This is a genomic window from Streptomyces sp. PCS3-D2, from assembly GCF_000612545.2.
In the GTDB taxonomy this organism is placed as follows: Bacteria; Actinomycetota; Actinomycetes; order Streptomycetales; family Streptomycetaceae; genus Streptomyces.
In genome coordinates, this window is record NZ_CP097800.1 from 4,490,645 (window position 1) to 4,513,612 (window position 22,968).

Consider the following 22,968-nt stretch of genomic DNA (forward strand, 5'->3'; position numbering starts at 1 on the left):
CACCTTGAGCAGTTCCGCACCGCAGGACACCGGCCACCGTCTGTGGTCCGTGGACGAGCACCTCGCGGACGTCCTCGGGGCCGTCCGGCCGCTGGAGCCGATCGAGCTCCAGCTGCCGGACGCCCAGGGCTGTGTCCTGGTCGAGGACGTCACCGTGCCCGTCGCCCTCCCGCCCTTCGACAACAGCTCCATGGACGGCTACGCCGTCCGCACGGCCGACGTCCAGGGCGCCAGCGAGGAGTTCCCCGCGGTGCTGACGGTGATCGGGGACGTCGCGGCGGGCAGCGGTGAGCTGCCCACCGTGGGCCCCGGTGAGGCCGCCAGGATCATGACCGGCGCCCCGATGCCACCCGGCGCGGAAGCCGTCGTGCCGGTGGAGTGGACCGACGGCGGCACCGGAGGCGGGGCCGCCGCCGGGATGACCCCGGCCAGCTCCGCCCCCGAGCGGTCGGCCGGAGAGGTGCGCGTGCACCGCGCCGCCGAGCCGCGGGCACACGTCCGCGCCCGCGGCAGCGACGTCCAGGCGGGCGACCTCGCCCTCGCCGCCGGAACGGTCCTCGGCCCGCCCCAGATCGCCCTGCTGGCCGCCATCGGACGCGGCACCGTCCGGGTGCGCCCCCGCCCGCGGGTGGTGGTCCTGTCCACCGGCAGCGAGCTGGTCCAGCCCGGCGAGCCGCTCGCCGCCGGCACGATCTACGACTCCAACAGCTTTGCGCTGGCGGCGGCCGCGCGGGACGCCGGAGCCATCGCCTACCGGGTGGGGGCCGTCGCGGACGACGCGGACACCCTGCGCTCCACCATCGAGGACCAGCTCATCCGGGCCGACCTGCTGGTCACCACAGGCGGCGTCAGCGTCGGCGCCTACGACGTGGTCAAGGAGGCGCTCTCCCCGGCCGGCTCGCCCGCCGCGCCCGGCCTGTCCGGCCCGGGCGAGGACGACGCCGACGTGGACGCGACCCGGATCGACTTCCGCAAGCTCGCCATGCAGCCCGGCAAGCCGCAGGGCTTCGGCACGATCGGCCCGGACCACACCCCGCTGCTGGCACTGCCCGGGAACCCCGTCTCCTCCTACGTCTCCTTCGAACTGTTCGTGCGCCCGGCGATCCGCGCCCTCATGGGGCTGCCGGAGTCCGAGGTCCGGCGGCCGAGCGTGCGGGCCGTGCTGAGGGCCGACAAGGCGCTCGGCTCCCCGGCCGGCCGCCGCCAGTTCCTGCGCGGTAAGTACGACGCCGGGAGCGGCACGGTCAGCCCCGTCGGTGGATCCGGGTCCCACCTGATCGCCGCACTGGCGCACGCCGACTCCCTGATGGTCGTACCGGAGGACGTCACCTCGGTGGAGCCCGGCACCGAGCTGGAAGTGATCCTGCTCGGCTGAGCCGGGGCGTCCGTTCCCGCCCGCCCGGACCGTTCCCCCGGCCCGCCCCTCCGGCGGCCCGTGCGGGTAGCGTGTGTCGCACCACACAGGCCCGCGGGGCCCAGAGCGGAGCGGCACAGCAATGAGTACCGAGAGCAGGCTCACCCACATCGACGAGGCCGGCGCGGCCCGGATGGTCGACGTCTCCGCCAAGGACGTCACCACCCGGACGGCGCGCGCCAGCGGGCGCGTACTCGTCTCCCCCCGGGTGATCGAGCTGCTGCGCGGCGAGGGCGTGCCCAAGGGGGACGCCCTCGCCACGGCGCGCATCGCGGGGATCATGGGAGCGAAGAAGACCCCGGACCTGATCCCGCTGTGCCACCCCCTGGCCGTCTCGGGCGTGAAGGTCGACCTGTCGGTCGCCGACGACGCCGTGGAGATCCTCGCCACCGTCAGGACGACCGACCGCACGGGCGTCGAGATGGAGGCGCTGACCGCCGTCGCGGTCGCCGGACTCACCGTGATCGACATGGTGAAGGCCGTCGACAAGGGCGCGGTCATCACGGACGTCCGGGTGGAGGAGAAGACCGGCGGCAAGTCCGGCGACTGGGTGCGCTCGTGAACGCCCCGCGCGGCGGGGAGGTGCACAGCCACCACGCGGCGGGCGAGCCGGAGACCGGTGCGGCCCCGGACGGGTCCCTGGGCAGGGCGCTCGTCGTCACCGCCTCCAATCGGGCCTCGCAGGGCGTGTACGCCGACCGGGGCGGCCCGCTGCTCGCGGAGGCGCTGGAGAAGCTCGGCTTCAGGGTGGACGGCCCCCGGGTCGTCCCGGACGGCGATCCCGTCGAACAGGCGCTGCGCGAGGGCGTGTCCGCCGCGTACGACGTGATCCTGACCACGGGTGGCACCGGGATCTCGCCGACCGACCGCACCCCGGACGCCACCGCGCGGGTGCTGGACTACGAAGTCCCCGGCATCCCCCAGGCCATCCGCGCCGAGGGCCTGGCGAAGGTGCCGACCGCGGCCCTGTCCCGGGGCCTGGCCGGTGTCGCCGGGCGCACCCTGATCGTCAACCTGCCCGGTTCCACGGGCGGGGTGCGTGACGGCCTGGCGGTCCTGTCCCGCATCCTGCCGCACGCGGTGGACCAGATCCGGGGCGGGGACCACCCCAGACCTGCGGGACCCACCGGGAGCGCGAGCTGAACGGCCCCACCTGGCCGGTGGTCCTGACCGACGGCGACGTCACGCTCCGGCCGATACGACTGCGCGACCAGAAGGACTGGCGCGAGGTCAACCAGCGCAACCGCGACTGGCTGCGGCCGTGGGAGGCCACGATCCCGCCGCCGGCGCCGTGGGGGCCGGTGATCCAGCGGCCCACGTACCGCCAGATGGTCCGCCACCTGCGGGCGGAGGCGAACGCGGGCCGGATGCTGCCCTTCGTCATCGAGTACCAGGGGCGGCTGGTGGGCCAGTTGACGGTCGCCGGGATCACCTGGGGCTCGATGTGCGCGGCGCACATCGGCTACTGGGTGGACCGCGACGTGGCCGGCCGCGGCGTGATGCCGACGGCGGTCGCGATGGCGGTCGACCACTGCTTCCGGAAGGTCGGCCTGCACCGGATCGAGGTGTGCATCCGCCCCGAGAACGGGCCGAGCCGGCGAGTCGTGGAGAAGCTGGGGCTGCGCGAGGAGGGGCTGCGCCCGCGGTACCTCCACATCGACGGGGCCTGGCGCGACCACCTCGTGTACGCGATCACCGCGGAGGAGGTGCCGGAGGGTCTGCTGCGCCGCTGGCACCGGGCGCGCCACTCGCAGTCCCCGCCGAAATAGGGAGGTACGGCGGAAGCCGCCGCCCGCGATAAACGAATATCTGTTCGAATTAATGGCCCGAGGTAACCGATTCGCCCATAACCTGATCCGAAGAATCACAAAAAAAGTCCGTGATATCAGCGAGATCGCGCGACACGCCGGTCCAATTGGCCGATCCCCTCGCCCGCGCCCCTCTACGGTGTGAGGTGTGAGCAGCAGCGGCCTCATCTACGCAGTCATTGTCGGGGCCTGGGCCGCCTACTTGGTGCCCATGTGGCTCCGGAGGCAGGACGAGCTGAACGAGGCCCGTCCGACGGAACGCTTCTCCACTGCCATTCGGCTGCTTTCCGGCCGGGCGGGAATGGAGCGCCGTTACGCCAAGGGACTGCGTGAGCGCGGTGACGAAGAGGCGGAGCCCCAGCCCCACGCGGACCCGGACGCCGCGACGGAGACGGTCGATTCCGTCGACGCCGACGCCCGGGCCCTCGGCGTGTCCCCGACCAGGGCGGAGCCGCGCGCCGCAGCCGCCGAGCGGGAGCAGCGGGCGGAGCGTGCCCGGCGCGAGAAGCGCCTCCGGGTCCTCGCGCGCCGCCGGCGCACCACCGCACTCCTCTTCCTGGTCTTCACCGCGGGCGCCGTCGTCGCGGCGGTGGGCGGCCTGCGCTACCTGTGGGCCCCCGCCGTGCCCGCCCTTCTGCTGAGCGCGTACATCGGCCACCTGCGGGTCCAGGAACGGCGGCGCTACGCCTTCACCATGGACCGGCGGCGTGCCGAGGCGGCCGCGCGGCAGCTGCGCGAGGACCGCCCGCGCCGTCGCCACCCCGAGGAGGGCGCCGACGCGGCGGGCGAACCGGACCCCGCTCCACCGGTCTCCCCCCAGGAGGCCGGACGGCGCGCGCTGGTCGAGCAGACCGACCACGCCGAGTGGGTGGACCAGCAGCGCGAGCGTGAACGCGGCCCCGCCCGCGGCGACAGCTGGGAGCCGGTCCCGGTCCCGCTGCCGACGTACGTGACGGCCCCGGTCGCCCCCCGGGCCACCGGTCCCGTGACCCCGGACGCCTGGAGCGCGACCCGCTCCAGCACGGCCGAGCCGACCGAGCCGCGCCTGCGCGCCCAGCCGGCGGTACCCGCCCCGGCGCCCGCCGAGGGCGACGCGCAGGAGCGGACCGCCCAGCGCCCCCGCGGCCAGGGCCGTGGCCGCACCCCGCTGTTCGACCAGTACGAGAGCGAGGGCCGCCCGCGCGCCGCGAACGAGTGATCGGTGACCTGCGCGGACCCTCGCGAGAACGCGTTTTGGAGCACCGGCGCAGGGGTGCTAATGTTTCACACGTCGCAAGGGCCTGTGGCGCAGTCTGGTAGCGCACCTCGTTCGCATCGAGGGGGTCTGGGGTTCAAATCCCCACAGGTCCACAGACGACAGTTCTTGAGTAGCTCTCAGGAATCGTCACGAGATCCCGTTCCGCCGAAAGGCGGGGCGGGATCTCGGCGTTTCCGGGCCTGCCGGGCGGAATGGGCGCCGATGGCCCACCGGGGGCAGCGTCTTCTTCTGCGTTGCTCCGGCGAGCGAGCAGTGATCACTGACTTCGCGGCGGCCGGTTTCGCCGTGCGGGAGACCACGTCGTTCAGCCATCCGGTTGCCGTCCGTCCGCGCGACTGCCCCGCGCGGATGCCCCCCGGCCGCAGTCGCAGCTCACCTGGCTCACCGCCGAGCGGTGCGACGAGGGCCTTCACGGCTCGGCCACCGATGCCCCGGCGGAGCTGCCCGCCCGGCCCGTTCCTGTCGTGGCGCGTTACGACGTGGTCGTGCTCTCCCATTCCTGAGCACCCGGGTCTGTCGAGGCGGTGTCCGCATCACGGGCGGGGGCCTTTCCTGGGCGCGGCCATCCCGAGAGCCCGTTCCGAGGCGTCAGGCGGTCGTGTGGAGGGCCGGCCTTCCGGGTGCGGGAGCCGGCCGTGTGAGGTGGCGGGTCCGGCCGTCGGGAGCGTTGTCGGATCTCTCCCCTACTGTCTTCGCATGGTGACGGAGACGAACAACCTGCCCCGGCTCGCGGATGACGCGGGCCGGCGGGCGCTCGGGCTCGACCTTCCCTCGGGGAGGCTGCTGAACGAGACCTACCAAGGACCCTGGCCGTATCCGCTGATGTGGCTGGCCGATGCGCGTGCCGTGCCCGGGCAGTGGTCCGCACAGTCCGCCGCGCGCCGAGCGGCGGACCTCGTGCCGGTGCTGGTGGACGTCGGCGGCCCGTCGGGAGACCCGGAGGGGTGGGACCTGATGTGCGGAAACCTGTCCTATCCGGAGGACCTGGGCGCCGACGAGATGCTGTCCTACCACTGGTCGGAGCTCCGCGAGAAGTCCGGGGGAGCGGTGGCCCGTTTCGGCGCGCCGTGGCCGGGACTCGCCGGGGCGGTGTCGTCCGACGTCGATCCCGAGGTGCAGGCAGCCCAATTGGCCGATGTCCTGTCGGGTGACGACTCCTGGTTGGCAGAGCCGCGCCTCGCCCTGGTGTCCGCCGAATGCAACGCCGACATACCCGCGGCCGTCGGCTGGTCCGGCGCGCTGCATCACGAGGACGACGCCGGTGTCCTCAGCGCCGTCCTGCGCAGTTGGGACGAGCGCTTCGGCACCCGGGTCGTGGCGCTCACCGCGAACCGGCTCGTCCTCTCGGTCGCCGCGCCGCCCACCACGCTGGAGGAGGCGGTGGCCGTGGCCGCGGAGCACGCCGCCTTCTGTCCTGACGACCTCGACCGGAATCCACACGGCACGCTGGAGGCGTACGCCGCCCGCGAACTCCTCGGGCGGCGCACCTGGATCCACCACTGGGACTGATCGGACGTGCGAGAGGGGAAGTTCTGCCGCAGGCGGCCGAGGGCGTCCCGCACGCTCGATCGGGGGCGCTCGTGAACGTCCCGCGGACGCCGGTTCCCGAGTAGCTCTCAGCGATTGTCGCGGGATCCCGTTCCGCCGAAAGGCGGTGCAGGAGCACGGTGTTGTGCGAGGGGTACGGCTACTTCCGGCCGACTTCGGGGCGAAGATACGTCCATGACGATCGGTTGTGAACGGGACGGCGCGACGGCCCAGGCCTGGCAGGCCCTCGGCGGCGCAGCGGAACGGGTGGACCGGGTCCGGTTCGAGGGAGCCGGCAACCTTGGGGAAGGGCCGCTGCCGGTGCGTGAGTTGGCGCGTGCCACCGTCGCGGTCTGCGGGCTGGCGGCGGCGGAGCTGGCCGCGGTGCGGGCCGCGGGGGCGGCGGGGGACGTCGGGCCTGCCACGGTCCACGAGGCCGCGGTGGCCACCGCCTTCGTCAGCGAACGCCATCTGCGGGTCGCCGGCCGGCCCACGGTGACGTTCGCTCCGCTGTCCGGCTTCTGGCGGGCCGCGGACGGCTGGGTCCGTACGCACGCCAACTACCCCCACCACGAGGCCGCGCTCGTACGGGCGCTGGGGCTGCCCTCCGCGACGCCGGAGGCACTGCGCGCCGCAGTGGCCGGACGGACGGCCGTCGGGGTGCAGGAGGCCGTGTACGGGGCCGGCGGTCTCGCCGTCGCCGTGGCGTCGCGCTACGGGGATCCGCAGCCGCTGGTGGAGGTCGTGGGCGCCGCGGCGGCTCGGGGGCGGGCGCTCGGCGGGGCTCCTGCGGGCCGGCCCGCCGCCGGGGTCCGGGTGCTGGACCTGACGCGGGTCATCGCCGGGCCCGTCGCCACGCGCACGCTCGGCCTGCTGGGCGCGGACGTGCTGCGGATCGACGCACCGGGGCTGCCGGAGGCGGACGACGCGTACGCGGACACCGGCTTCGGCAAGCGGTCGGCGCTGCTGGACCTGGCGCGGGCCGCCGACCGGTCGGCCTTCGAGGACCTGCTGGCCGGGGCCGATGTGGTGGTGACCGGGTACCGGCCGGGGGCGCTGGAGCGCTACGGGCTCGGGGCGCGGGACCTGCTGGAGCGGCGGCCGGGGCTGGTGGTGGCCGAGCTGTGCGCTTGGGGGTGGCGGGCGCCGGAGCCGTGGGCCGGGCGGCGGGGCTTCGACTCGCTGGTGCAGGCCGGCTACGGGATCGCCGCCACGTGCGCGGGCCCGGACGGGACCCCCGGGGTGCTGCCGGCGCAGGCGCTGGACCACGGGACCGGATATCTGATGGCGGCCGGGGTGCTGCGGGCGCTGGCCGGGGGCGGCGGGCGGGGGATGCGGTTCTCCCTGGCCGGGACGGCTTCGTGGCTGGTCAGGGGGCTGGCCGGGGCCCGGGCGCGGGACGGTGCGGGGGCGCCGCAGTACGCGGCCGAGCCGTGGCTGCGGGAGACCGGGTCGGGGTACGGGGTGCTGCGGCACGCGGCCAGCCCCTTCGGGGAGTGGGCCGCGGGCCCGTCCCGCTGGGGGACGGACCGGGCCGCCTGGCTCCCGCGGTAGGGCGGCGGCGCCTCAGGTGCGGGCCGGCTGCTGGAGCGGCTTGGCCATGCAGCGGCTGGACTCGTGGAAGCGGTAGAAGCCGAACTTCGGCGAGGGGGTGTAGCCCTCGGAGAGGTAGAGGGCGATCGCCTCCGGCTGGCGGTCGCCCGTTTCGAGGACCATCCGCCGGCGTCCGGCCGCGCGGGCGTCCGCCTCCAGGGCCGCGAGGATGCGGCGGGCCAGGCCGAGGCCGCGGGCCTCCGGGACGACGTACATCCGCTTGAGTTCGGCGTCGCCGTCCGAGTAGCCCTCGTCGTTCTGCTCCTGGCTGCGCCAGCCCCCGGTCGCCACCGGGGCGCCGGTCGTGTCGTACGCCACGATGTACAGGCCCCTCGGCGGGGCGAACATCGCCGGGTCCATGAAGGTGGCGTCGCCCTCGCCCTGGTAGCGCTCCTGGTATTCGAGCTGCACCCGGTCGTCGAGCTTGACCGCGTCCGGGTGGTCGTACGGCACGGTGCGGAGGTCGATCCCATGAGACATCCGAACATCGTACGGAACCCTCCCGCTATGGTGCAGGGATGCTCACTGTGACCTCCGTGAATGTGAATGGGATCCGGGCCGCCGCCAAGAAGGGGTTCGGGGCGTGGCTCGCGGGATCCGACGCCGACGTGGTCTGCCTGCAGGAGGTACGGGCCGAGGAGGGGCAGATCCCGGCCGAGATCCACTCGCCCGAGGGCTGGCACACCGTCTTCGCGCCGGCCGCCGCCAAGGGGCGGGCCGGGGTCGCGCTGTACACGCGGCGTGCGCCGGAGCGGGTGCGGGTCGGGTTCGGGAGCGAGGAGTTCGACACCTCCGGCCGGTACCTGGAGATCGACCTGCCCGGTGTGACCGTGGCCAGCCTCTACCTGCCCTCCGGCGAGGCGGGCACGGAGAAGCAGGACGAGAAGTACCGCTTCATGGGGGAGTTCCTGGCCTACCTCGCCGAGCTGAAGGTCCGGGCCGCAGCCGACGGGCGCGAGGTCGTGGTCTGCGGCGACTGGAACATCTGCCACCAGGAGGCCGACCTCAAGAACTGGAAGACCAACCGCAAGAGCGCCGGTTTCCTCCCCGAGGAGCGCGCCTGGCTGGGCACGGTCTACTCGGAGGCCGGCTACGTCGACGTGGTGCGCGCGCTGCACCCCGGCACCGAGGGCCCGTACTCCTGGTGGTCCTACCGGGGCCGCGCCTTCGACAACGACGCCGGCTGGCGCATCGACCTCCAGGTGGCGACCCCGGGGCTGGCCGCGAAGGCCGTGAAGGCCTTCGTCGAGCGGGCCGAGACGCACCCGGAGCGCTGGTCCGACCACGCGCCCGTGACCGTCGTCTACGAGCTCGGCGTCTGATCGGAGGGCGGGGCGGTGGACGCCAGCAGGCGGTCCATCGCCATCGTCAGCTCGGCCTCGACCACGCTCGTGGCGAGCGGGCGCAGCCGGGTGAGCGCCTCGGGCGCGATGTGGTCCGAGATCAGCCCGGCGAACAGCAGCGCCATGGCGTCCGCGTGTTCGCGGACCCGGCGCCCCGTCTCCAGGACGGCGGCCAGCGGCACCCCCTCGCGGACCAGCGCCGAGGAGACGTCCAGCAGGCGGCGGCTGACGTGCACGATGGTGTCGCCGTCGACGGCGAGGTAGCCGAGTTCGAGGGAGGCCGCCAGGTTCTCCGGGGTGACCTCGCCCTCGAAGTAGTCGGCCAGTTCCTCCGGGGTGAGCCGGACCGGGGTCTCCTCCGACCAGCCGATGCCGAGCAGCTCACCCAGCTGGCCGGCGTCACGGCCGCTTTCGAAGGCGGCGGTCAGCTCGGCGATGCCGCCGAGGGTGTGGCCGCGCTCCAGCAGGCCGGCGATGGTGCGCAGCCGGGCGAGGTGGTGGTCGTCGTACCAGGCGATGCGGCCCTCGCGGCGGGGCGGTGGCAGCAGTTTGCGCTCCCGGTAGAAGCGCAGGGTGCGCACCGGGATGCCGGCCGCCGCGGCCAGTTCCTCGGTGCGGTACTCGCGCACCGGCTTCGCTTGCATCTCATCCTTCGCCACGGACGCAGCCTATGGCGTACCAACGGTAACTTTCCGGGTCCGCCCCCTACCCATGAGTACGGAGCTGCTCTACCCTCCCGATTGTGCCAGTGATTGCTGGCAGTGTTTCGATGATGTGGTGCGTTGCGGCGTTGCGTGGCTGGAACTGCGGATGAGGCGGAAGGCGGCGGGCATGGGCGGCAAGGGCGGGCGCGAGGGGCGCGAGCACGTACGGGTGGCGGTGATCGGGTCCGGGTTCGGCGGACTCGGGGCCGCCGTACGGCTGCGGCGCGAGGGGATCACGGACTTCGTCGTACTGGAACGGGCGGACTCGGTCGGGGGAACCTGGCGGGACAACAGCTATCCGGGATGCGCCTGCGACGTCCCGTCCCACCTGTACTCCTTCTCCTTCGCGCCGAACCCGGACTGGCCGCGGACCTTCTCCGGGCAGCCCGCCATCCGCGCGTACCTGGAGCACGTCGCGGACACCTTCGGCCTGCGCCGGCACATCCGGCTCGACTCCGAGGTCCTGATGATGCGCTGGGACGCGGACGAGCTGCACTGGGAGATCGAGACCGCACGGGGCGAGCTGACCGCCGACGTGGTGGTCTCGGCGACCGGGCCGCTGTCGGAGCCGAAGCTGCCGGAGGTGCCGGGACTCGCCGGGTTCCCCGGCAAGGTCTTCCACTCCGCGCGCTGGGACCACGACTACGACCTCGCCGGCAAGCGCGTCGCCATGATCGGCACGGGAGCCTCCGCGATCCAGATCGTGCCGGCCATCGCCCCCGAGGTGGAGCGCCTGACGCTCTTCCAGCGCACTCCGCCGTGGGTGATGCCGCGTACCGACCGGGCGATCTCGGCCGTGGAACGCTGGCTGCACCGGCAGCTGCCCTTCACCCGCGCCGCCCGCCGGGGGCTGCTGTGGGGCATCCGGGAACTCCAGGTCAGCGCCTTCACCAAGCGGCCGAACCGGCTCGGACTCGTCGAGGCGCTCGCGAAGGCGAACATCGCCCGGTCGATCAAGGACCCGCAGCTGCGCGCCAAGCTGACGCCGTCCTACCGGATCGGCTGCAAGCGGATCCTGCTCTCCAGCGAGTACTACCCCGCGCTGGCCCAGCCCCATGTGGACCTGGTCGCCTCCGGTCTGAAGGAGGTCCGGGGCTCGGTCCTGGTCGCGGCCGACGGGACCGAGACCGAGGCCGACGCGATCGTCTTCGGTACGGGTTTCCACGTCACGGACATGCCGATCGCCGACCGGGTGGTGGGTGCGGACGGCAGGACCCTGGCCGAGCACTGGAAGGACGGGATGCAGTCGCTGCGCGGGGCGACGGCGGCCGGCTTCCCGAACTGGATGACGATCATCGGACCGAACACCGGGCTCGGGAACAGCTCGATGATCCTCATGATCGAGTCCCAGCTGAACTACATGGCCGACTACCTGCGGCAGTTGGGCGTGCTGGGAGGCAGGGTCGCCCTCGCCGCGCGCCCCTCGGCCGTGAACCAATGGAACCGGCAGGTGCAGACCCGGATGGAGCGGACGGTCTGGAACACCGGCGGCTGCACCAGCTGGTACCTCGATGCGAACGGGCGCAACACGACGGTGTGGCCGGGCACGACCGGTGAGTTCCGTCGCGAGACGCGCAGCGTCGACCTGGGGGAGTACGAGGTCGTCCGGGTACGGGAGCGCGATCGGGTCGCGGCGGCGCCCCCGGCCACCGCTACCGCGCCCGCCACCGCTATCGCGCCCCCCACCTCCACCGCGCCCGCCGCTGACGCCGCGTCAGCCTCCGCACCGCTCGCCGCGCAGGCGGAGGGCGCCGCGTGAGCCGGCCGGCGCACGTCACCTCCGGTCCCTACGCCCCGCCCGCCGCCCGCCGCGAACTCGTCGCCGTCTCCGCCGACGGGGCCCGCCTGCACGTCGAGGTGCACGGGGACGAGGGGGCGCCGGCCGTGGTGCTGGCCCACGGCTGGACCTGCTCCACGGCGTTCTGGGCCGCGCAGATACGGGCCCTGGCCGCCACCCACCGGGTCATCGCCTACGACCAGCGCGGACACGGGCGCAGCCCCGCCGCCCGGGAGCACAGCACCACCGCGCTCGCCGACGACCTCGTGGCGGTGCTCGCCGCCACCCTCGCCCCGGGGGAGCGCGCGGTCGTCGCGGGGCACTCCATGGGCGGCATGACGATCATGGCGGCCGCGGCCCGGCCGGAGTTCGCCGAGCACGCCGCGGCCGCACTGCTGTGCAGTACCGGTAGCTCCGGACTGGTCGAGCGGGCCACGGTGCTGCCGGGGCGCCCCGGGCGCGTGCGGACGCGCATCACCGGCGCGGTCCTCGGATCGCGCGCCCCGCTCGGGCCCGTCACGCCGGTCGCCCGCACGGTCCTCAAGTACGCCACCATGGGACCCGGTTCCGCTCCCGACCGGGTCGAGGCGTGTGCCCGTATCGTCCACGCCTGCCCCACCGGGGTGCGGCACGCCTGGTCCCGGGTACTGGCCGGGCTGGATCTGGACGCCGACGTGGCACGGCTGACCGTCCCCACCGCCGTGATCGGCGGCAGCGACGACCGGCTCACTCCGGTCGTCCACGCCCGCGGGCTCGCTGCGGCGCTGCCCCACTGCGTGGGCCTCACCGTGCTCACCGGCATGGGGCACATGACCCCGGTCGAGGCCCCCGAAGCCGTCACCCACGTCCTGCGCGAGCTGTCCGCGCGCTATCTCGACGATCTCGACACCACCGAGAAGGAGAAGACACCGTGAGTGCTCGCAGGAGTCTGGAAGGCCGGGTCGCCGTCGTCACCGGGGCCGCCCGAGGGGTCGGCGAGCTGCTCGCCCGCAAACTGTCGGCCCGCGGCGCGCGGATCGCGCTCGTCGGCCTGGAGCCGGAGGCCCTCAAGGAGGTCTCCGAGCGCCTGCACACCGACAGCGCGCACTGGTACGCCGACGTCACCGACCACGAGGCGATGGCGCGCGTCGCGCAGGAGGTCGCGGAGCGCTTCGGGAAGGTCGACGTCGTCGTCGCCAACGCGGGCGTCGCCGCGGGCGGCCCGTTCGCCGACTCCGACCCCGACGCCTGGCGCCGGGTGATCGAGGTCAACCTGATCGGCGGGGCCGTCACCGCCCGGGCCTTCTTGCCCGCGCTGACGGACAGCCGCGGCTACTTCCTGCAGATCGCCTCGCTCGCCGCCATCACCCCGGCGCCGATGATGACCGCCTACTGCGCCTCCAAGTCCGGCGTCGAGGCGTTCGCCCACTGCCTGCGTGCCGAAGTCGGCCACAAGGGCGTGGGGGTGGGGGTCGGCTACCTCTCCTGGACCGACACGGACATGGTGCGCGGCGCCGACCGGGACGAGGTCATGCGGGAGCTGCGCCAGCGGCTGCCGTGGCCGTCCAACCGCACCTACCCGCTGGGTCCCGCCGTCGACCGGATCGTCGCGGGCATCGAGCGGCGCTCGCCGCACGTGTACGCGCAGTGGTGGCTGCGCGGGATGCAGGGGGTGCGCGGCTACCTGCCCGGGATCATCGCGACCGTCGGGCAGCGCGAGATGAAGCGCTTCGAGCCCCGGCTGTCCGGCGTCTCCAGGGGCCTGGTCGGGGCGGGCGGCGCCGCGGACGAGCAGGAGCGCGCGCAGAGCCGTTGACCGGGATGACCCCCGGGGCGCGGCCGTCACCGCGGGCCGGCGCCCCCTCCGAACCGGTCCGGAGGGGGCGCCGGCGGCTGCCCGTTCACTCTCTGGGCGGCAGCTTCGGACGCCGCCGGTCAGGTACGTCCGTGTAACCGGGCGGCATCGCGGCCGGGTCCTGTTCGAGCAGTTCCAGTGCCAGGTGCACGGCGTCGTCCATCCCGGCGTGCCTGCCCTCGGCCCAGTCGAGCGGGGTGCGCAGGACCTCGAAGTCCGGTTCCACCCCGTGGTTCTCCACCGACCATCCGTACTCCGGGAACCAGGCGGCGTTCATCGGCACCGTGATCACCGTGCCGTCGCCGAGGGTGTGGCGGCCGGTCATGCCGACCACCCCGCCCCAGGTGCGCTGGCCCACCACCGGTCCCAGGCCCAGCAGCTTGAAGGCCGCGGTGATCATGTCCCCGTCCGAGGAGGTCGCCTCGTCGGCCAGTGCCACGATCGGGCCTCGGGGGGCGTTGGAGGCGTAGCTGACGGGTTGTGCGTCGCGGGTCAGGTCCCAGCCGAGGATGGAGCGGGTGAGCTTCTCCACCACCAGTTCGCTGATGTGGCCGCCCGCGTTGCCGCGTACGTCCACGATCAGCGCGGGACGGGACATCTCCATGCGCAGGTCGCGGTTGAACTGCGCCCAGCCCGAGCCGCCCATGTCGGGGATGTGGAGGTAGCCGCACCGGCCGCCGCTGAGCTCCCGGACCACCTGGCGCCGTTTGGACACCCAGTCCTGGTAGCGCAGCGGTCGCTCGTCGATCAGCGGGATGACGGCGACCCGGCGGGAGCGGCCGGAGCCCTCCGACGGCTGGAAGGTGAGCTCGACTGTCGTCCCGCCCGCTCCCGCCAGCAGCGGGTAGGGGCCGGCGACGGGGTCCACGGGCCGGCCGTCCACGTGGGTGAGCACCGCGCCCTCCCGGATGCCGGTTCCGGCCAACGGGGAGCGGGCCTTGGAGTCGGAGGACTCGCCGGGCAGGATCTTGCCCACCACCCATGTCCCGTCCCGGGGGACGAGGTTGGCGCCGAGCAGGCCGATGGCCCGCTGGTAGTGCGGGGGGCCCTCGTTGCGGCGGGCGGGCGAGACGTAGGCGTGCGAGGTGCCGAGCTCGCCGAGGACCTCGCGCAGCAGGTCGGCGAACTCGTCAGGGGAGGCGACGCGTTCGACCAGGGGGCGGTACTGGCGCAGTACGCCGTCCCAGTCGATGCCGCACAGGTTCGGCTCCCAGAAGTAGGCGCGGATGATCCGCCCGGCCTCCTCGAAGGCCTGGCGCCACTCGGCCGCCGGGTCCACCTCGTGCAGGATGCGCCGCAGGTCCAGGTAGACCGTCGAGTCGCTGTCGCCCGACTCGGTGGCGGGGACCGCGCGCAGGTCGCCGTCGTCGTGGACCACCAGCCGGGTCCCGTCGCCGCTGACCGCGAACCAGTCCAGTCCCGAGGCCAGTTCGCTCTTGCGGGCCTTGGTCAGGTCGAAGTGCTCCAGCGTGGGTTTGCCGCTGAGGTCGTTGGGGTTGGCGAAGGTCTCGCCGAGCGCGCCCGAGATCGGCCAGCGCAGCCACACCAGCCCGCCGCCGTGCACCGGGTAGAGGGCGGAGTACTTCGACGCGCTCACCGGGAACGGGGTGACCCGGCTCTCCAGCCCCTCCACCTCCACGGTCACGGCGCCGTTGTCGCCGGGGGTCTCCGCATCGCCCTCGGCCGGATCCAGTCCGCCCGCCGCGGGCCGTCCCTCGGCCGAGAGCGCGAAGGGCGAGGGGGTCGCGGAGGACAGCGGCACCAGGTACGGGCGGCAGCCCAGCGGGAAGGACAGGTCGCCGGTGTGCACGTCGTAGACCGGGTCGAAACCGCGCCAGGACAGGAAGGCCAAGTAGCGCCCGTCCCGGGTGAAGACGGGATTCTCGTCGGCGAAGCGGCCGTTGGTGACGTCGACGACGGTGCGCGCGCCGGGCCCGGAGATGCGGGCCATCTTGATCTGTCGCAGTGAGCGCCCGATGCCCGGGTGCGACCAGGTCAGCCAGGCGCCGTCCGGGGAGAAGGCAAGGTCGGTGACGGGGCCGTTGATGGACCGGATCAGCTCGGTCACCCGGCCCTCGGACTCCTCCGTGGCGTCGACGAGCAGCAGCCGCCCGTCGTTCGAGGCGATGGCCAGGCGCTCCCCGTCGGGGTCGGAGAGCAGTTCGGTCACGCGCCCCAGTTCGCCCGCGGCCAGCCGGCGCGGCCGCCGCTCCCCGGAGGCCCGGGGCAGGTAGGCGATCTCGATCGCGTCCTCGCCCTCGGCGTCGGTGACGTAGGCGACCTGCCCGCCGCTGCCGAGCATCTCCGGCAGCCGCACCCGCACCCCGGGGGTGTCGGCGATGGTCCGGGCCGGCCCGTCGCGGTGGGTCAGCCAGTACAGGCTGCCGCGCACCACGACGGCGCTGGCCCGCCCGGTGGCGTCCACGGAGAGCGAGTCGACGTGGCTGGCGGCCGGCACCTGGTAGACCCGCCGGCCGGCGCGGGGGCCGCCGAGGCGGACCTGGAGCTTGCGCGGGACGGCGTCGGGGGCCAGGGACTCGACGAGCCAGAGGTCCCCGGCGCACTGGTAGACGACCCGGGTGCCGTCGCTGGAGGCGTGCCGGGCGTAGAACTCGTCGTGGTCGGTGTGGCGGCGCAGGTCGGTGCCGTCGGTCGAGCAGGAGTAGAGGTTGCCGATGCCCTCGTGGTCGGAGAGGAAGGCGATCCGGCCGTCCACGAACATCGCGGTGTCCAGGTGGCCTTCGAGCTCCTCCAGCAGCTGGCGCCCGTGCAGCCAGAGCCGGCCCATGGCGCCGCCCCGGTAGCGCTTCCAGGCGGCGGGCTCGTGCGGTGGCTTGCCGGTCAGCAGCAGGCTGCGGTGCTCGCCGCCGATGTCGGCCACCTGGATGTCGGAGACGGGGCCCCAGGGCAGACGACCGCCGGGGCTGCCGTCGGTCGGCAGTTTGTAGGCCCAGGAGAAGTAGGAGAAGGGCTGTTCGTGCGAGGAGACGGCGAGGATGTTGCCGTCGGGGTCCCAGCCGCAGACGCGGGTGTCGGTGGCGCCCCAGTGGGTCAGCTGCCGGGCGGGGCCGCCGTCGACGGGCGCCAGGTGGATCTCGGGGTCGAGGCTGCGCCAGGTGGTGAAGGCGATGTGCCGGCCGTCGGGGGAGAAGCGGGGGTGGCCGACCCGGGTCCGGTCGACGGTGATCCGCCATGCGCGTCCGGGGGTGTGGCCTTCGGGGACCAGCGGGGCGACCCAGAGGTCGTCCTCGGTGGCGAAACACAGGAGGTCGTCGTGCAGGTGCGGGAACCGGAGGTACGCGACGTCGTGACTCACCCCCCAATGCTTTCCGCGGGAGGGGGCCCCGGCAACTCGTACTGGTGACCCATGCCACCCCCTAAAACGAAACGGAACGGTTTCGTTTCGCTTGGGGGAGGGGTATCGTCGTAAGCGTACGGAACAGTTTCGTTCGGATGGAGGCGCGGAGATGACCGAGGCGATGTCGGCCCGGCGCAGCCGGATCACCCCCGAACGGCAGGCCGAACTGCACGAGGCGGTCCTCGACCTCCTGCGTGACGTCGGCTACGAGGCGTTGACCATGGACGCGGTCGCCGCCCGTACGAAGTCCAGCAAGGCCACCCTCTACCGCCAGTGGGGGAGCAAGCCGGAGCTGGTCGCCAAGGCCCTGCGATGCACGCAGCCCGTTTCGCTGCGCGAGATCGACACGGGCAGCCTGCGCGGGGACTTCGCGCTCATGGTGGAGCACTCGGACGACGCGCAGATGGCCAAGGACACCGCGCTGATGCGGGGTCTGGCCCATGCCGTCCACGAGAGCCCGGAGCTCCACAAGGCGCTGCGGGACCTGCTGGTCGACCCGGAGATCACCGGGCTGCAGGTGATGCTGCAGCGCGCGGTGGACCGGGGCGAGATCGCCCCGGGGTGCCCGGCCCTGGGGTTCGTACCGCACATGCTCATCGGAGCGTTCATCGCGCTCCCGCTGATCGAGGACCGGCCGGTGGACCGGGCGTTCCTCGGTGACTTCATCGACGCCGTGGTGTTCCCCGCCCTCGGCGTCTGAACCTCCCCGGTTCAGCACGGTCCCCGTCCCGTCCCCAGCCCATGGCAACGATGCCGCCCTGCTGCTCCTGACACGCCGCTCTCGTCGTCGGGCCGGCTCACCACGCCCTGATCCCTGCGGATCCATCCCACGACCTGAACGGGAGAACCACCGACGTGGCCACCTTCCTTTACCGACTCGGCCGGGGCGCCTTCAGGCGCCGCGGACTCGTCGCCCTTCTCTGGGTGGCGCTGTTGTTCGCCGCCGGCTTCGGCGCGGCCACCGCGGCCGCTCCCACCTCCGGATCGTTCTCGATACCCGGCACGGAGGCCCAGCGGGCCTTCGACCTGCTGGACAAGAAGTTCCCGGGCATGGCCGCCGACGGCGCCACCGCGCGCATCGTCGTCAAGGCCCCCGAAGGCGCGAAGGTCACCGACCCCGGCCCCAAGGCCGAGGTCGAGAAGATCGTCAACGGACTGAAGACCGGTCCGGGCGCGGAGCAGATCGCCTCCGTGGCCAACCCCTACGAGGCTCAGGCGGTCAGCCAGGACGCCTCCACGGCCTACATCAGCGCCAAGTACACCGTCAGCGGCATGGAGCTGCAGGACGCCACCCGCGACGCGCTCAAGGAATCGGGCGGCGACGCGAAGGCCGCGGGCCTGAACGTCCAGATCGGCGGTGACGCGCTGATGGTGGCCCCCGAGACCGGCTCCGGCGAGATCATCGGCATCCTCGTCGCCGCGATCGTCCTCGTGATCACGTTCGGTTCGCTGGTCGCGGCCGGCCTGCCGCTGCTGACCGCGATCGTCGGCGTGGGCATCGGCGTCTCCTCCATCACCGCGCTCGCCAACGTGCTGGACCTCGGCAACACCACCGCCACCCTCGCCACGATGATCGGCCTCGCGGTCGGCATCGACTACGCCCTGTTCATCGTCTCCCGCTACCGCGCGGAGCTCGCCGACGGACGCGACCGGGACGAGGCTGCGGGCCGGGCGACCGGAACTGCCGGTTCCGCCGTCGTCTTCGCCGGTCTGACCGTGGTCATCGCCCTCGTGGGCCTCGCCGTGGTCAACATCCCGATGCTGACCAAGATGGGCGTCGCGGCAGCGGGCACCGTGGTCATCGCCGTGCTCGTCGCGCTCACCCTGGTCCCGGCCATCCTCGGCTTCGCGGGCGGGAAGGTCCTGCCGGCGGGCGAGAAGAGCAAGCTGTTCGGCAAGGGCAGGCCCGCTTCCGAGAAGAAGGCCAACGGCGGCACCCGCTGGGCCCGCTTCGTCCTGCGCCGCCCCGTCATGGTGCTGCTGGCCGGTGTGATCGGCCTCGGGGTCGTCGCCATTCCGGCGAGCAAGCTGGAGATGGGCCTGCCGGACGACGGTGCCCAGCCGGTCTCCACCACCCAGCGTCAGGCGTACGACCTGCTGTCGGAGGGCTTCGGCCCCGGCTTCAACGGACCGCTGCTGGTGGTCGTCGACGGGGACAAGGCCCTGGCGGACGCCACGGTCGACCGGGTCAAGGGCCTGAAGGGCGTCGCGGCGGTCACCCCGCCGACCGCCAACGAGGCCGGTGACGCCTCGGTGATCACGGTCATCCCGAAGGACCGTCCGTCCTCCGCCCAGACCGAGAACCTGGTCCACGAGATCCGCGACGGCAGCGGCGACGACGTCCTCGTCACCGGCGCCACCGCGATGAACATCGACTTCTCGCAGAAGATGAACGACGCGCTGCTGCCCTACCTGGCCCTCGTCGTCGGCCTCGCCTTCCTGCTGCTGATGCTCGTCTTCCGCTCGATCCTGGTCCCGCTCAAGGCGGCCCTCGGCTTCCTGCTGTCGGTCGTCGCGGCCCTCGGCGCGGTCGTCGCGGTCTTCCAGTGGGGCTGGCTCGGTTCGGTCTTCGGGGTGGAGCAGACCGGTCCGATCATGTCGATGATGCCGATCTTCATGGTCGGCGTGGTCTTCGGACTCGCCATGGACTACGAGGTCTTCCTCGTCACCCGCATGCGGGAGGCGTACGTCCACGGCGAGCGCCCCGGCCAGGCGGTCGTGACCGGCTTCCAGTACAGCGCCCGGGTCGTGGTGGCCGCGGCGGTCATCATGATCGCGGTGTTCGCGGGCTTCATCGGGGCCAGCGAGCAGATGGTCAAGATGATCGGCTTCGGCCTGGCCGTCGCGGTCTTCTTCGACGCCTTCGTGGTCCGCATGGCCATCGTCCCGGCGGTGCTCGCGCTGCTCGGCCACAAGGCCTGGTGGCTGCCGGCGTGGCTGGACCGCGTACTGCCGAACGTGGACGTGGAGGGCGAGAGCCTGCGCCGGCACCTCGCCGCCGAGTCCGCGCAGGACGAGGGCCCGGACAAGGACCGCGAGCTGGTCAACGCCTGACCGGTCCGACGATCCGCGCGGCCCGGCCCCGTACCCCGACCACCGGGGGTACGGGGCCGGGCCCGTTGCCGCTAGCGGGTGGCGGAGGCGGTGGAGGCCGCGTAGGTGCGCCGCAGGAAGCGGCGCAGCGCGGCGATGTCGAACTGGACCACGGCGACGCCCTCGGGGGAGTGGAACTCCACGACCGCCTGGACGCGGCCGCAGGGCCAGACGCGCACGTCCCCGGTGCCCGTCGGCGCCTGGAGGCCCGCCTCCAGCAGGGCCCGGGGGAAGACCCACTCGTTGTCGGTGCCCTCGGGGGACAGGTCGGCCGGGAAGACGATCCGTACGGCCAGCGGCTCGGCGGGGGCGAAACGCAGAGCGACGGGGATCGCCCGGTAGAGGGGGTCGTCGGTGATCACACGGGCGCGGACCCGCTCTTCGACGGGGGCCGCGGTCGCCGTCGCGGTCGCTGGGGGATTCTCGGCGGTGGCAGACATCGACCAGACTCCTCGAATCGGAACAAATCCGTCCGTTTGCCCTCCAGCCTCGCACATTCCCACGAAAATGCGCGCCTCTCTTTGTGATGCGCCCGCTCTTGCCAACGGTTTGCAACTGGGCACTATTCTTGAACGGTTCAGGCCGTAGAAGAAGCGGAGCCCACTCCATGCATGTGCCCGACGGATTCGTCAACGCACCCGTCTCGGTGGCCGCCGGAGTGGCGGCGGCCACGGCGGTGGCCGTCAGCCTCCGCGGCGCCCGCCGCGAACTCGACGAGCGGACCGCGCCGCTCGCCGGCCTCGTCGCCGCCTTCATCTTCGCCGTCCAGATGCTGAACTTCCCGGTCGCCGCCGGCACCAGCGGCCACCTGCTGGGCGGCGCGCTCGCCGCGATACTCGTCGGCCCCTACACCGGCGTGCTGTGTGTGTCCGTCGTCCTGCTCATGCAGGGCATCCTCTTCGCCGACGGCGGCCTGACCGCCCTCGGCGTGAACATCACCGTCATGGGCGTCGTCACCGTCGTCACCGCGCACCTGGTCTTCCGCGGGCTGCTCCGCCTCCTGCCGCCCGGCCGCCGTTCCGTGACCGTGGCGGGATTCGCGGCCGCCCTACTCTCCGTGCCCGCCGCGGCCGCCGCCTTCACGGCCGTCTACGCCGTCGGGGGCACCACCGACGTGCCGCTCGGCAAGGTCCTCACCGCCATGGTCGGCGTGCACGTCCTCATCGGCATCGGCGAAGCCCTCATCACCGCGGCGACCGTCGGCGCCGTGATCGCCGTACGTCCCGACCTGGTGCACGGGGCCCGCGGCCTGGCCGCGCCGCTGAAGCTGCGCGTCGACGGCGCGCTCGTCGACGCGCCGGCCGGCCCCGCGCCCACCGCCGCGGTGGCCGCGGCCGGCTCGGCCAAGAAGGTGTGGGCGACCGGCCTGGTCACCGCGCTCGTCCTCGCCGGGTTCGTCTCCTTCTATGCCTCCGCCAGCCCCGACGGCCTGGAGAAGGTCGCCGCCGACCAGGGCATCGACCAGAAGGTCGAGGAGCACGCCGCCGCCGGCTCCCCGCTCGCCGACTACAGCGTCAAGGACGTCGACGACGCCCGCCTGTCCGGGGGCCTCGCCGGGGTCATCGGCGTCGGGATCACCGTGGCCGCCGGCACCGGGATCTTCTGGGTCGTGCGCCGCCGCACGTCCCACGAGTCGACCGCCGCCGCCACCTCCGCCCCGGTCGCCTGACATGGGTGCGGGCCACGCCCACCGGCTCTACCGCCCGGGCAGCTCCCCGGTCCACGCCCTGCCCCCGCACTGCAAGCTCGCCGCGGCCTTCGGCTTCGTCGTGGTCGTCGTGTCCACTCCGCGGGAGGCGGTGTGGGCCTTCGGCCTGTACGCACTGCTGCTCGCCGGGGTCGCGGCCGCGGCCCGGATCCCGGCCGGATTCCTGCTGCGCCGGCTGCTGATCGAGATCCCCTTCGTCGCCTTCGCCGTGCTCATGCCCTTCGTGGCCGAGGGCGAGCGGGTCGAGGTCCTCGGCATGTCGCTCAGCGTCTCCGGCCTGTGGGGCGCCTGGAACGTCCTCGCCAAGGGAACCCTCGGCGTGGCCGCGTCCGTCCTGCTCGCCTCGACCACCGAGCTGCGGGCCCTCCTGCTGGGACTCCAGCGGCTCAAGCTGCCGCCGATGCTCGTCCAGATCGCCACCTTCATGATCCGCTACGGCGACGTGATCGGCGACGAGCTGCGCCGGATGTCCATCGCCCGTCGCTCGCGCGGCTTCGAGGCCGGCGGGATCCGGCACTGGGGAGTGCTCGCCAAGACGGCCGGCGCCTTGTTCATCCGGTCCTACGAACGCGGCGAGCGGGTCTACCTGGCGATGGTCAGCCGCGGCTACGCCGGTTCCATGCCGGTCATCGACGAGGCCGTGGCCACGCGGAGCCAGTGGGCCTACGCCGCCGTGCTCCCGGTGACGGCACTCGCCGTCTGTCTGATGGGATGGACTCTGTGACCAGTACCCCCTCGCCCGCCCCGTCGCTCGAAGTCGCCGGGCTCGCCTACGCCTATCCGGACGGACACCAGGCCCTGTACGGCGTCGACCTGACCGTCGCACGCGGCGAGCGCGTCGCCCTGCTCGGCCCCAACGGCGCTGGCAAGACCACGCTCGTGCTGCACCTCAACGGCATCCTCGGCGGCGGCGTCGGCTCGGTGGCCGTGGCCGGGCTTCCGGTGGAGAAGCGGAACCTGGCGGAGATCCGGCGCCGGGTGGGGATCGTCTTCCAGGACCCTGACGACCAGCTGTTCATGCCGACCGTGCGGGAGGACGTGGCCTTCGGCCCGGCCGCGGCCGGGATGCGGGGCGCGGAGCTGGACGAGCGGGTCACGGCCGCCCTGGAGCAGGTCGGCATGGCCGACTTCGCCGACCGGCCGCCGCACCACCTCTCCTTCGGGCAGCGCCGCCGAGTCGCGGTGGCGACCGTACTGGCCATGCGGCCGGAGATCCTGGTCCTGGACGAGCCGTCGTCCAATCTGGACCCGGCCTCCCGCCGCGAACTCGCCGACATCCTGCGCGCGCTCGACGTGACCGTGCTGATGGTGACGCACGACCTGCCGTACGCGCTGGAGCTGTGCCCGCGCTCGGTGGTCCTCAGCGAGGGGGTCATCGCGGCGGACGGCAGCACCCAGGACCTGCTGTGCGACGAGGAACTGATGCGGGCCCACCGGCTGGAACTGCCCTTCGGCTTCGACCCCCGCACGCCCCTGCTGACGCGCCCCTCGGGCTGACGCACCCCCTCGCCCCGGCGGATCGCTCCCGCGGACCCGGGAGGCGGGACCCGG

At 73.2% G+C, this 22,968-nt stretch carries 20 protein-coding genes and 1 tRNA gene; 17 read left to right on the top strand and 4 right to left on the bottom strand.

Annotated features, from left to right (window positions below; genetic code table 11):
* Positions 1-4: 4 nt before the first annotated feature.
* The 8 genes from glp to AW27_RS19860 all read left to right on the top strand — a co-directional run bounded on the left by glp (position 5) and on the right by AW27_RS19860 (position 7,561).
* Entirely contained in the window at positions 5-1,375 is a 1,371-nt protein-coding gene (gene glp / locus AW27_RS19825; protein WP_052031117.1) for a molybdotransferase-like divisome protein Glp, read from the top strand.
* Positions 1,376-1,496: 121 nt separating this feature from the next.
* Complete coding sequence (gene moaC, locus AW27_RS19830; RefSeq protein WP_037925117.1) at positions 1,497-1,976, top strand: cyclic pyranopterin monophosphate synthase MoaC; 480 nt, start codon at positions 1,497-1,499, stop codon at positions 1,974-1,976.
* Positions 1,977-2,053: 77 nt separating this feature from the next.
* Positions 2,054-2,557 (top strand): MogA/MoaB family molybdenum cofactor biosynthesis protein, encoded by a 504-nt coding sequence (locus tag AW27_RS19835; protein ID WP_037925517.1) that lies wholly within the window; start codon positions 2,054-2,056, stop codon positions 2,555-2,557.
* Between the two features lie 17 nt (positions 2,558-2,574).
* A complete protein-coding gene (locus AW27_RS19840; protein WP_037925119.1) occupies positions 2,575-3,183 on the top strand; it encodes a GNAT family N-acetyltransferase in 609 nt (202 codons plus the stop codon).
* Between the two features lie 187 nt (positions 3,184-3,370).
* Positions 3,371-4,420, top strand: coding sequence for a divisome protein SepX/GlpR (gene sepX / locus AW27_RS19845; RefSeq protein WP_037925125.1), 1,050 nt, complete (start codon positions 3,371-3,373; stop codon positions 4,418-4,420).
* A gap of 78 nt (positions 4,421-4,498) precedes the next feature.
* Positions 4,499-4,572: transfer RNA gene (locus tag AW27_RS19850), tRNA-Ala, on the top strand.
* Positions 4,573-5,176: 604 nt separating this feature from the next.
* Positions 5,177-5,989: a DUF4253 domain-containing protein gene (locus AW27_RS19855; protein WP_037925129.1), complete on the top strand. Its 813-nt coding sequence runs from the start codon at positions 5,177-5,179 to the stop codon at positions 5,987-5,989.
* A 213-nt stretch (positions 5,990-6,202) separates the two neighbouring features.
* Positions 6,203-7,561, top strand: coding sequence for a CoA transferase (locus AW27_RS19860; RefSeq protein WP_037925132.1), 1,359 nt, complete (start codon positions 6,203-6,205; stop codon positions 7,559-7,561).
* A gap of 12 nt (positions 7,562-7,573) precedes the next feature.
* On the opposite strand, the gene AW27_RS19865 is transcribed toward AW27_RS19860, so the two are convergent.
* A complete protein-coding gene (locus AW27_RS19865) occupies positions 7,574-8,080 on the bottom strand; it encodes a GNAT family N-acetyltransferase (RefSeq protein WP_106967633.1) in 507 nt (168 codons plus the stop codon).
* Positions 8,081-8,118: 38 nt separating this feature from the next.
* On the opposite strand from AW27_RS19865, the gene AW27_RS19870 reads away from it, so the two are divergent.
* Positions 8,119-8,922 carry an exodeoxyribonuclease III gene (locus tag AW27_RS19870; protein WP_037925134.1) on the top strand — a complete coding sequence of 268 codons (804 nt, stop codon included), beginning with the start codon at positions 8,119-8,121 and terminating at the stop codon, positions 8,920-8,922.
* Here AW27_RS19870 and AW27_RS19875 read toward each other — a convergent pair.
* Positions 8,904-9,587, bottom strand: coding sequence for a MerR family transcriptional regulator (locus tag AW27_RS19875; RefSeq protein WP_037925136.1), 684 nt, complete (start codon positions 9,585-9,587; stop codon positions 8,904-8,906). The two genes, AW27_RS19870 and AW27_RS19875, sit on opposite strands and share 19 nt — an antisense overlap.
* A gap of 166 nt (positions 9,588-9,753) precedes the next feature.
* On the opposite strand from AW27_RS19875, the gene AW27_RS19880 reads away from it, so the two are divergent.
* From AW27_RS19880 to AW27_RS19890, 3 genes are read left to right on the top strand one after another with little or no spacing between them, the layout of a single operon-like run.
* Positions 9,754-11,406: a flavin-containing monooxygenase gene (locus AW27_RS19880; protein WP_236647750.1), complete on the top strand. Its 1,653-nt coding sequence runs from the start codon at positions 9,754-9,756 to the stop codon at positions 11,404-11,406.
* On the top strand, positions 11,403-12,338 hold the full coding sequence (locus tag AW27_RS19885) for an alpha/beta fold hydrolase (protein WP_037925138.1): 936 nt from the start codon (positions 11,403-11,405) through the stop codon (positions 12,336-12,338). The genes AW27_RS19880 and AW27_RS19885 overlap by 4 nt, the downstream gene beginning before the upstream one ends.
* Positions 12,335-13,219 carry an SDR family oxidoreductase gene (locus AW27_RS19890; protein ID WP_037925140.1) on the top strand — a complete coding sequence of 295 codons (885 nt, stop codon included), beginning with the start codon at positions 12,335-12,337 and terminating at the stop codon, positions 13,217-13,219. The genes AW27_RS19885 and AW27_RS19890 overlap by 4 nt, the downstream gene beginning before the upstream one ends.
* A gap of 85 nt (positions 13,220-13,304) precedes the next feature.
* On the opposite strand, the gene AW27_RS19895 is transcribed toward AW27_RS19890, so the two are convergent.
* Positions 13,305-16,574 carry a S41 family peptidase gene (locus AW27_RS19895; protein ID WP_037925142.1) on the bottom strand — a complete coding sequence of 1,090 codons (3,270 nt, stop codon included), beginning with the start codon at positions 16,572-16,574 and terminating at the stop codon, positions 13,305-13,307.
* A gap of 151 nt (positions 16,575-16,725) precedes the next feature.
* Between AW27_RS19895 and AW27_RS19900 the strand changes: the two genes are divergently transcribed.
* Together AW27_RS19900 and AW27_RS19905 are read left to right on the top strand one after the other, a co-directional pair.
* Complete coding sequence (locus AW27_RS19900; RefSeq protein WP_172671371.1) at positions 16,726-17,316, top strand: TetR/AcrR family transcriptional regulator; 591 nt, start codon at positions 16,726-16,728, stop codon at positions 17,314-17,316.
* Positions 17,317-17,471: 155 nt separating this feature from the next.
* Complete coding sequence (locus tag AW27_RS19905) at positions 17,472-19,670, top strand: MMPL family transporter (protein WP_037925146.1); 2,199 nt, start codon at positions 17,472-17,474, stop codon at positions 19,668-19,670.
* Between the two features lie 71 nt (positions 19,671-19,741).
* Here AW27_RS19905 and AW27_RS19910 read toward each other — a convergent pair whose 3' ends face one another.
* Positions 19,742-20,149, bottom strand: a complete 408-nt coding sequence (locus tag AW27_RS19910; protein WP_037925147.1) for an SsgA family sporulation/cell division regulator — start codon at positions 20,147-20,149, stop codon at positions 19,742-19,744.
* Positions 20,150-20,316: 167 nt separating this feature from the next.
* Here AW27_RS19910 and AW27_RS19915 point away from each other — a divergent pair, with 167 nt between their 5' ends.
* From AW27_RS19915 to AW27_RS19925, 3 genes are read left to right on the top strand one after another with little or no spacing between them, the layout of a single operon-like run.
* Entirely contained in the window at positions 20,317-21,378 is a 1,062-nt protein-coding gene (locus tag AW27_RS19915) for an energy-coupling factor ABC transporter permease (protein ID WP_037925148.1), read from the top strand.
* A 1-nt stretch (position 21,379) separates the two neighbouring features.
* Positions 21,380-22,141: a cobalt ECF transporter T component CbiQ gene (cbiQ, locus tag AW27_RS19920; protein WP_037925149.1), complete on the top strand. Its 762-nt coding sequence runs from the start codon at positions 21,380-21,382 to the stop codon at positions 22,139-22,141.
* On the top strand, positions 22,129-22,914 hold the full coding sequence (locus tag AW27_RS19925; RefSeq protein ID WP_037925150.1) for an energy-coupling factor ABC transporter ATP-binding protein: 786 nt from the start codon (positions 22,129-22,131) through the stop codon (positions 22,912-22,914). The genes cbiQ and AW27_RS19925 overlap by 13 nt, the downstream gene beginning before the upstream one ends.
* The last annotated feature ends 54 nt before the right edge of the window (positions 22,915-22,968 follow it).